Source organism: Geitlerinema sp. PCC 9228 (assembly GCF_001870905.1).
GTDB lineage: Bacteria > Cyanobacteriota > Cyanobacteriia > Cyanobacteriales > PCC-9228 > PCC-9228.
This window is the reverse complement of record NZ_LNDC01000095.1, coordinates 112,252-121,200: the sequence shown is the minus strand read 5'-3', so window position 1 is coordinate 121,200 and position 8,949 is coordinate 112,252. Positions and strand designations below refer to the sequence as shown.

At 52.5% G+C, this 8,949-nt stretch carries 9 protein-coding genes; 5 read left to right on the top strand and 4 right to left on the bottom strand.

What is annotated here, in order from left to right; genetic code table 11:
• The first annotated feature begins 802 nt into the window (after positions 1-802).
• Complete coding sequence (locus AS151_RS08935) at positions 803-1,450, top strand: LON peptidase substrate-binding domain-containing protein (RefSeq protein WP_071516692.1); 648 nt, start codon at positions 803-805, stop codon at positions 1,448-1,450.
• Between the two features lie 17 nt (positions 1,451-1,467).
• Here the strand turns inward: AS151_RS08935 and pheA are convergent, their stop codons facing one another.
• The gene (gene pheA / locus AS151_RS08930) at positions 1,468-2,334 is read right to left on the bottom strand and encodes a prephenate dehydratase (RefSeq protein WP_071516691.1); all 867 of its coding nucleotides are present in this window, start codon (positions 2,332-2,334) and stop codon (positions 1,468-1,470) included.
• Between the two features lie 338 nt (positions 2,335-2,672).
• On the opposite strand from pheA, the gene AS151_RS08925 reads away from it, so the two are divergent.
• A complete protein-coding gene (locus AS151_RS08925) occupies positions 2,673-3,266 on the top strand; it encodes a DUF1997 domain-containing protein (RefSeq protein WP_071516690.1) in 594 nt (197 codons plus the stop codon).
• Between the two features lie 108 nt (positions 3,267-3,374).
• A complete protein-coding gene (locus tag AS151_RS08920) occupies positions 3,375-3,923 on the top strand; it encodes a DUF1997 domain-containing protein (RefSeq protein WP_071516689.1) in 549 nt (182 codons plus the stop codon).
• On the opposite strand, the gene AS151_RS08915 is transcribed toward AS151_RS08920, so the two are convergent.
• On the bottom strand, positions 3,924-5,273 hold the full coding sequence (locus AS151_RS08915) for a peptidoglycan-binding protein (RefSeq protein WP_071516688.1): 1,350 nt from the start codon (positions 5,271-5,273) through the stop codon (positions 3,924-3,926). It lies immediately after the preceding gene.
• Between the two features lie 117 nt (positions 5,274-5,390).
• Between AS151_RS08915 and queF the strand changes: the two genes are divergently transcribed.
• Positions 5,391-5,834, top strand: a complete 444-nt coding sequence (queF, locus tag AS151_RS08910; RefSeq protein ID WP_071516687.1) for a preQ(1) synthase — start codon at positions 5,391-5,393, stop codon at positions 5,832-5,834.
• Complete coding sequence (gene folK, locus AS151_RS08905; protein ID WP_071516686.1) at positions 5,834-6,331, top strand: 2-amino-4-hydroxy-6-hydroxymethyldihydropteridine diphosphokinase; 498 nt, start codon at positions 5,834-5,836, stop codon at positions 6,329-6,331. Before queF ends, folK begins: the two co-directional genes overlap by 1 nt.
• Here folK and AS151_RS08900 read toward each other — a convergent pair.
• A complete protein-coding gene (locus AS151_RS08900) occupies positions 6,328-7,254 on the bottom strand; it encodes a phytoene synthase (RefSeq protein WP_071516685.1) in 927 nt (308 codons plus the stop codon). The two genes, folK and AS151_RS08900, sit on opposite strands and share 4 nt — an antisense overlap.
• A 165-nt stretch (positions 7,255-7,419) precedes the next feature.
• Complete coding sequence (gene pds / locus AS151_RS08895; protein ID WP_071516684.1) at positions 7,420-8,835, bottom strand: 15-cis-phytoene desaturase; 1,416 nt, start codon at positions 8,833-8,835, stop codon at positions 7,420-7,422.
• Positions 8,836-8,949: the final 114 nt, after the last annotated feature.

The window sequence follows — 8,949 nt, the reverse complement described above, 5'->3', positions numbered from 1 at the left end:
ACAAATCGTGCCGAAATCCCTGTTTTTGAGCAGATGTAGAAAAACAATCATCGAAACGTCGGCACCATCTCTCAAAACAAGGGGACATAGCTGCGGGCGTTGTTTCTTTATGGGAGGAACCTCAACGTGAAATGCCTATTTCCTCTACATTTTAGCTTGATTGATTTTCGTTCGTTGTTTCAGTCCCGTTAGTAACAACGCTTCTAACATGACTTCGTTGTCTATCCGTAGGCACTTGCTCGAAGGGATACTTGTTTGGATCCAAGCTTAACCTCCTTTCATCCCCGCTTCACCCAGTTGATAACCAGTCTCATAGGTGGGGGAAGTGCTTTCACACAATACACCTCGTGGGATGGACTCTCACCATCATCGACATCTAGTTGCAAGATTCACTTCCCATGTGGGCTTGTGTCCCTTGCCCCGCCCACGTTTCAGGAGTTTTTCCTTCCACTTTTGGCGAGAGCGGAGTCGCACTCGATACCCAGTTGCATGGTACATGGCCTTTTGGGGTTGTGTTCCTTGCCCCACCCACATTTCAGGATGTTATCCTTCCATTTTTGCTGGGAACGAATCGCACTCGGATACCCAGTTGTCAAGGGGTTGAATCCTTGCCTCGCCCACGCTTCAGGGTATTTCCTTTAGCTTTTGGCGAGAATGAATTGCACTCACCATAAACGCTATACCATAAGTTGTTGCCGCAATTCATCTCACGCTTCAAATCTTTGATTGCAGCGGAGGATTCTTGCGGGTTTTGCTAAAGTAGGGATAAGGAAGCGTTGTCTACTTGTAAGCTTAAGAAATCATGGCACCCTCTTCTTCCATTGCAGTTCGGGAACTCCCGTTATTTCCCCTTCCGGAAGTGGTTCTGTTTCCCGGCAGACCCCTGCCTTTACATATTTTCGAATTTCGCTATCGCATTCTCATGAACACCATTTTGCAAACCGACCGTCGGTTTGGGGTCCTCATGTGGGACCCTGCTCGCAACGAAGCGGCCCGGGTAGGCTGCTGTGCGGAAATCGCCAACTACCAGCGCCTGCCTGACGACCGCATGAAAATGCTAACCTTGGGGCAGCAACGGTTTCGGGTGTTGGAGTACGTCCGCGAGTATCCTTACCGGGTTGGGTTGGTGGAATGGATTGACGACGAAACCCCGCAAGAAAATTTGGAACCTATGGCCCAGCAGGTGGAATTGCTGCTGAAAGATGTGGTTCGCCTCTCTAGCAAGCTGATGGACCAATCCATTGACTTGCCAGAAGATATTCCTTCTCTGCCCCGGGAGCTGTCTTTCTGGATTGCTAGCAATTTGTACGGCGCTGCTTCCGAACAGCAGGCTTTGCTGGAGTTGCAGGATACCAAAGCCCGTTTGGAACGGGAAGAAGAAATTTTAACTTCCACGCGCAACCATCTGGCGGCGCGTACGGTGCTTAAGGATACATTTTCTTCGGAATGAATCCTGTTAAGAATGATTTATAGCGTTGGGGGCGCGGCCAAAGGCTGTACGGATAAAACATCGTAACTGCCAAAGAGTTTTAAAACTTCGGTATACCCGCGAATTTCTTCGAGGGCAGATTGTACGGTTGTTTGGTGGCTGTCGGCTTCCAAATCGATAAAAAACAAATATTCTCCCAGTGCTAGCTTGGTGGGTCGCGATTCGATTCGCGATAGGTTAATTCCCCGTTGGGCAAATACCTGCAGGGGTTTGAGCAAAGCTCCCGGAACGTTGGCTGGCAGGCTAAATGCTAGGGAGGTATGGCTGCCGCGGTTGCCGCTGTGGGCGCTCACTACCCAAAATCGGGTGCAGTTCTCCGGATAGTCGTTGATGGCTTGGGCTAGGATTGGCAGTCCGTACAGCTGGGCGGCTCTGATGGAGGCAACCGCGGCTACCAAAGTATCTTCTTTGGCATGCAACACAGCTTCGGAGGTGGATGGGGTAGCAACCAACTCGGCTTGCGGTAGCTGTTTCGCCAACCAGCCCTGACATTGGGCAAGGGCCTGGGGATGGGAGTATACTTTGGTAATGCGTTCCCGCTCGCTGGCGCGGGAAATTAAACTGTGGGTAATGGGCAGAACCAGGGCTTTGTGAATTTGCAGGCACTCTAGTTGCCATAAGGTGTCTAGGGTAACGGTAACGCCCCCTTCGATGGAATTTTCTACGGGAACGACGGCATAAGCCACCTCTTGAGCGGCCGCGGCTTGTAGGGTTTGGGCAATGGTCGCCCTGGGAGTCAACTGAGATGACCATCCGTGGGTTTGCTGCAGGTATTCGGCATAAGCCAGGGTCGCGGCTTCGGTATAGGTTCCCGGCGGTCCCAAATAGGCGATGGATGGATTCATGAACTTTGGTCTCGATCTGGTTTTCCTGACATCCAGCCACGAGATAGCAAGCAACAATACCACATCTTGCTACCGGCTAAATGTCAATAATTTTTTCGATATTGGGGCTACCTTGATTCGATTTTCTCAGAAATACAGTAGGATATGAGTTGAGAAGCGATCGCGCCAACGACCTTGGGAGCTAGCCAGATCTTTCTAAAAAGGCGTTGGCGATCGCTGCTATTTATGAACCTGTTTTTCTAAGCATTGTAAAAAAATGTAAAGAAACGCTATCATAAAACAGAGAAATCAAGGCACCATTTTAAACATACACGATCGGATTTACCGCCTATTCGTCCATGCTTACTAAATTTTCTGCCACGCAAACGGTTAATATCGCGGTTCCAGAAGTAGGGATTTCCGTCAAGCACTACCTGCGCCAGCCGCAGCGGCTGGTAAAAGCCTTGGTAGACCCCAGCCGTACCGAACGGCTTTCGGCGGAATGCTTTCGTTTGAAAATGCGTCCGTTGGATTTTATGTCCCTGCGACTTCAACCTACTGTAGACATGCGGATTTGGGCAAACGCCGACGGTGTGGTGCGCCTAGCCTCGGTAGGCTGCGAAATTCGCGGGGTAGAATACATCAACCGCCGCTTTTCTTTGGATTTAATTGGCAAACTCGCCCCGGAAAAAGAAGAAAATGGCATTACCTACCTCAACGGTAGAGCCGAACTCAGCGTTTGTGTGGAAGTACCGCCACCGCTGAACATGACCCCCAAACCCATGCTGGAAACCACAGGCAACGGACTGCTCAAAAGCGTCTTGCTGACCATGAAGCAGCGTTTGACCCATCATTTTGTGGCAGACTACCGGCAGTGGGCGTTGCAAAACCAAACCCAACGCGACGCTGAAGCTTCGGTATTTTCCGCAAACGAACAAGCCATTCAAACCTAGCGTTGGCTTGCCAGCGGGCCAAGTGCCTGGTAGGTTAGTTTCATATCCTTGCTAGCTACCATTGCTGAAATGTCTCTTGCGGAAAAAACACTTTTCACAAAATAGGTTATGTATAGTAAATTTTATGCCTCCCAGGCCGTGGAGTTGGAAGTACCCCAACGTCCCTATCCCATTTCCGACTATCTGCGCCAACCCCAACAAGTGGTACGCGCTTTGGGCGATTCTTCTCAGGTGGAACCGATCGGCAAAGATGTTTATCGTTTAAAAATGAAGCCTTTGAAGTTCTTCATGCTGCAAATCGAGCCCATTGTAGACTTGAAGATTTGGGCGCAGCAAGATGGCACCTTGTGTTTGCGTTCTATCGATTGCCAGCTGCGGGGCATTGACCTGAAAAACCACTTTCAATTACAAGTCAGCGGTTATACCACCCCTTGTACCAAAAACGGGCAAACCTATCTAAGTGGTGGTGCGGAGTTGGGATTGAAAATGTACCTACCACCACCGATCTCATTTTTCCCCAAAGCCACGATTCAATCCGCAGGCAACAGCTTGCTCAAAAGCATTCTCTTGCGGATGAAGCAAAGCATGATGCACAAGTTGATCGCTAACTACAGCAACTGGGCCATCGATCGGGACCAGGAGTTAGCTGCTGCCTAGCTAGCCGCGCGTTGGGGTAGCTGCGGAAGCCAAGGTTTGGAACAAGACCGCTTGCGTGTTGGGACCAGCAACGCCATCAACGCGCAGGTTCCGTGCCGACTGAAAGCGTCTGACAGCCGTTTCGGTTAGAGTTCCATAGAATCCAGTAGCGTTGGCTTGGAAATACCCCAACTGGCGCAATTGCTCCTGCAATTGCGTTACTGCTGCTCCCGTACTGCCTCGCTGCAACAGGCGCGCCCCGCTACCAAAAGATGCCGCAACGCTTCCCGACAAGGCGCGATTTAGGGCTGCTTGGGTATTGTTCCCCACCACACCATCTGGATTCAAATTGCGATCGCGCTGAAAGCTCTCCACCGCCGTTTCCGTTAGCGGACCGTAAAATCCAGTAGATTCTGCCTGCAAATAACCAAGCTGGCGCAATTGGTCTTGCAGTTGCGCCACCGCTTCTCCCGTACTGCCCCGCTGCAACAAATTGGTATCCATTGCCACCGAGGGGGTTGGGGCATTTTGCTGCAGGACCATTTGGGTTTGCTGCCCCACCATGCCATCGGGGGTCATCCCCCGGTCAGTTTGAAGCCGCTGCACCGCATCCGCCGTCAGCCTACCGTAGTATCCCGTCGCCGGACCATCGAAATATCCCAACTGTTGGAGCTGGTTTTGCAAGCGGACCACCGTTTCTCCCCGCGCCCCCTGACGCAAAGGGATGGTCGTTCTCCTGGGAGAAGATGCCGCAGGAGTAAGGCTACTAGAGCCACCGAAAAGGGCGCGTCGGGTTCTGGCACCAAAAATACCATCAACGCTCAAACCACTATCGGCTTGGAATTGGCGGACGGCGGTTGCGGTAATTTCGCCATAGTATCCTGTCGCTGGGGCGTTGAAATAGCCCAATTCCCGCAAGCGATTTTGCAGGTTCCGCACTGCTTCCCCTTGCGATCCTTGGCGCAGGATGTCCGATGCCGTTTGGGTAGGGGGCGTATTACTGGTGGTGAGGTTTAATGCCGCTTCCGTGGAAGTCCCAACAATGCCATCAACGGGGAGACTGTTGTCAGCCTGAAACTGGCGGACGGCGGTTGCGGTAATTTCGCCATAATAACCAGTGGAACGGGCGTTGAAATACCCGCGTTCGGCCAGGCGGTCTTGCAATTGGACCACCTCGTCACCGGTATCTCCCGGCTGCAAAAGCGCCCAACTGGGTTGGGTGCCTCCCAACCAGCAGGCGGCAAAGATAAGGGGAACGAAGGTAAGGAAGGCTTGGTTGCTCAGTTTGGGAAACTGCAGGTGTAGCTGGAGGGTGAGTTGGGAGGGATTTTCCCATGCCAGCACTAGCTGGGTGTATGCTAAAGTATCCATGATAGGTGGTTGGCGAAAGTGACTCGACTCTACTTCGATTGTAAGCGCCTGCGGCAGGTTCGCTGGTTGCTGTAACGTTTTGCAAAACTACCAGGCAAGCAGATAGATCGTACAACCATGGAATCAGATCGCGCCACGATGGCTACCGAACAAGTAGAAGCTGAAGCCAAATTGAAGTATGGGGAACGCCAAATTGCGGCAGGGGAACTGGTTACGTTTCCCAATCCTCGCCCCGGTCGTCGCTATCAGGTGAATATTACCTTGCCGGAGTTTACCTGCAAGTGTCCGTTTTCTGGGTATCCCGATTTTGCGACGATTTATTTAACGTATACGCCCAACCAACGGGTGGTGGAGTTGAAAGCGTTGAAGCTGTATATTAACAGCTATCGCGATCGCTATATTGCCCACGAGGAAGCGGTCAATCAAATTCTGGACGATTTTGTAGCTGCCTGCGACCCGTGGGAGGCAACGATTCAAGGGGATTTCAATCCTCGGGGCAACGTACATACGGTGGTGGAAGTATCCCACCAAAAAGAAGAATCGTCAGGGGATGGGCAGTAATGGTCTCGCAAGCCGCGATCGCCTTGGGCAGCAATTTGGGGGATTCTCGCCGTACCCTGCAAGAAGCCCTAGAGGTTTGCGACCGGCAGCCGGGGATTTCTGTGGTGGCGGCTTCCAGCCAGTATCGCACTGCCCCCGTGGGACCGCCGCAACCCGACTACGCCAACAGTTGCGCCCTGTTGCAGGTAGATCGTGACTCCCCAGAAGCGTTGCTGGATTGGCTTTTGGAAGTGGAACGCCGGTTTGGGCGGGTACGGGAACAAGTTTGGGGACCGCGAACTCTGGATTTGGATTTGTTGCTGTTTGATGAGCGGATTGTGGAAACGTCCCACTTGCAACTGCCCCATCCCCGCATGGCGGAAAGAGCTTTTGTGTTGGTGCCTTTAGCGGAAATTGCCCCCCATTGGATAGAACCGCTGAGCGGTCGCACCATTGCCGAACTGGTGGCTGGTATCGATACTAGCGGCGTCCGTCCTTTTTCAGCGGAAGTGGGTTAAGACAAAACTTGCGATCGCATGTAGGCTACGGGCAGGGCAAGGAGCTTCCGGGGTTTGGAAACGAAGGCGCGACGGGAGAAAACATCGTACTGGTTACGTTCGATGGCATTGAGAATTTGACTGTACAGCATGGAAGCTGCCCAAACCGGGAAACGTGCGTCCGGACTTAACCGGCTAATGCCGTATTCGGCTTGAGCGTAGTATTCCCGCGCCCGCTGGATTTGAAATTGCATCAGGGCTCGCCAGCGATCGTCGACCACGCCCTGCATTAAGTCTTTTTCGGTATAGTCAAATTGGGCTAGCTCCTGCAAAGGCAAGTAAATGCGCCCGCGCCGGGCATCTTCTCCCACATCCCGGAGAATATTGGTCAGTTGGTTGGCAATTCCCAACGCGATCGCTTCTTCCACCGGAGAAGATTGCAGTTGGTTTTGCCGCCAAGGGGCCCCGTCGCCGCTCAAATCGGTTCCCATAACATCCAGCGACATCAACCCTACCGTTCCTGCCACGCGATAGCAGTACAGCTTCAACTGTTCGAAGGTTTCGTAGCGCACCCGATGCAAATCCATGCGCTGTCCGGCAATCATATCTCGAAAAGGCTGGATGTTTAGGGAGAAACGCTGGATGGTATCCCACAACGCCAGATCGTAGATATCTTGGGGATGTCCGGCAAACGTTGCTTCCAGTTGCTCTTCCCAACGGTCCAAGCTTTCCGAGGTCGCAACCTCGGCATGGTGACCGTCCACCAACTCATCGCTGCGACGGCACCAAGCATAAATTGCCCAAATGGCACGCTGCTTGGCGGGGTTCATTAACAGCGTCCCTAAATAGAAGGTTTTGGCATACTTGGCGGTCACGTGGCGACATTGTTTGTAAGCTTCTTCCGGGGAAGCTTGGGTTTGGGTACTATCGCTTAATTGCAACATTAATGACGTCCCGCTCTGGGTAGGCATTCCGCTTTTCAAAGGCTTATCTTTATCTATTGTGGTTCCAAGCATCACCGAGCGAACGGAGATGGGGAGACTTCGCTGAGAGCGAAGCGGCTGTGCTAGCGCAGCCACGCCACTCTCTGGGGAAGCTCCCCTTGAGGATTAGGAGGATATGGCGTCCTGCTTTTGGGGCGCGGCTGTTACGGGTAAGTCTTCAGCGATCGCCCTTGCTGTCAGCTTACCAGATAGGACAGCACCTTCCATACTGGCCAAATACTTCTGCATGGTAAAATCCCCAGCCAGATAGAAATTGGCGATGGGGGTGCGCTGGTTAGGTCGGTAGGCTTGCCGCCCCGGCGTGGCTTTGTAAACCGAACGCGGCGTTTTCACCACGTGGTACTTGCGCAGTTGGGCGCGGTTCTCCCCGGTAAAATGTTGGGGAAACAGCTTTTGCAGCTCTTCCATGGTAGCGTTAATAATCTCCTCATCGGACCGACCAATCCATTCGGCGGCAGGGGCCAAAACCAGCTCCAACATGGACCGGTCTGGGTCGGCATAGCCGCGACAAGTATTGCTCATATCAGCGTACACGCTCAACAGGGAGGAGCGAGAAAACAACAGATGGTCGATATCCGTGAGTTTGCGGTCGAACCACAGGTGGAGGTTAATCACCGGGACCCCTTGCAGTCCATCCAGTTTTTGGAAATAGGGTAGCTCTCGCCACGGCTGCGGTAGCAACAGTTTGAGCGGGTCCACTGGCAACGCCGAAACATAGGCATCGGCAGTGATTTCTTCATCCGACGCTCCGTCCAATCCCCGGATGAAAAATCCCCGCACGGTGCCATCGTCGTTTAATAAAATTTCTTTGAGAGGGGCGCGCAATCGGACTTGCCCGCCGCGTTGGGTAATATAGTCGATTAAAGGCTGGCACAACCGCTCGGTGGGAGAACCATCCAAAAAGGCCATTTTGGACCCGTTTTTTTCCTGTAGAAAGCGATTGAGGGCGGTTAGCAAGATGGTGGCGGAAATTTCATCCGGTCCAATAAAATTGAGCGCCTTGGACATGGCGATGAACACTTCCTGGTTGACGCGGGTGGGGATGTTTTGCTTTTGCAGCCACTGCGTCCAGGAATAGCTGTCCATCTCTTCTACGTATTTCTGACCCCGAATCATGGCGGGAATCAGCCCCAACCCGAAGCGGATTTTTTCTCCCCAACTCAGCATATCGTTATTGCGTAGAATGGCGATAATGCCGTTGATGGGGGCAGGTAGGTTGGGAAAGTCAAACCGGGAATACGTTCCGGGCTGTTCGGGCTGGTTGAAGATCATGGTGTGCTGCTTCCACTGCAGCCGATCTTCGATACCCAGTTCGCCGAACAGTTGCAGCATGTTGGGATAAGCACCGAAAAAGATATGCAGACCGGTTTCGTACCAGTCTCCGTCCTTATCTTTGAAAGCTGCTACTTTGCCGCCGGGAACGTCGCTCCGTTCGATAACAATGGGGGTATGCCCGGCATCTGCCAGGTATTTGGCACAGGCAAGACCTGCCAGACCAGCTCCCGCGATCGCAACTCGCATGTGAATAGAAAACCCTTATCGTTGTCTGAGTGTTGGCTGTTTCTTATTATATTTTGCAATCTGTTACATTTTGCTGCAATCGGTGAAAAGGAGTTTCGACCAAAACCATCGTTG

What these genes read in the sequence shown, in the direction of transcription:
- AS151_RS08935 (WP_071516692.1), top strand. Translation starts at nt 803, where the DNA reads ATGGCACCCTCTTCTTCCATTGCAGTTCGGGAACTCCCGTTATTTCCC.
- pheA (WP_071516691.1), bottom strand. Translation starts at nt 2,334, where the DNA reads ATGAATCCATCCATCGCCTATTTGGGACCGCCGGGAACCTATACCGAA.
- AS151_RS08925 (WP_071516690.1), top strand. Translation starts at nt 2,673, where the DNA reads ATGCTTACTAAATTTTCTGCCACGCAAACGGTTAATATCGCGGTTCCA.
- AS151_RS08920 (WP_071516689.1), top strand. Translation starts at nt 3,375, where the DNA reads ATGTATAGTAAATTTTATGCCTCCCAGGCCGTGGAGTTGGAAGTACCC.
- AS151_RS08915 (WP_071516688.1), bottom strand. Translation starts at nt 5,273, where the DNA reads ATGGATACTTTAGCATACACCCAGCTAGTGCTGGCATGGGAAAATCCC.
- queF (WP_071516687.1), top strand. Translation starts at nt 5,391, where the DNA reads ATGGAATCAGATCGCGCCACGATGGCTACCGAACAAGTAGAAGCTGAA.
- folK (WP_071516686.1), top strand. Translation starts at nt 5,834, where the DNA reads ATGGTCTCGCAAGCCGCGATCGCCTTGGGCAGCAATTTGGGGGATTCT.
- AS151_RS08900 (WP_071516685.1), bottom strand. Translation starts at nt 7,254, where the DNA reads ATGTTGCAATTAAGCGATAGTACCCAAACCCAAGCTTCCCCGGAAGAA.
- pds (WP_071516684.1), bottom strand. Translation starts at nt 8,835, where the DNA reads ATGCGAGTTGCGATCGCGGGAGCTGGTCTGGCAGGTCTTGCCTGTGCC.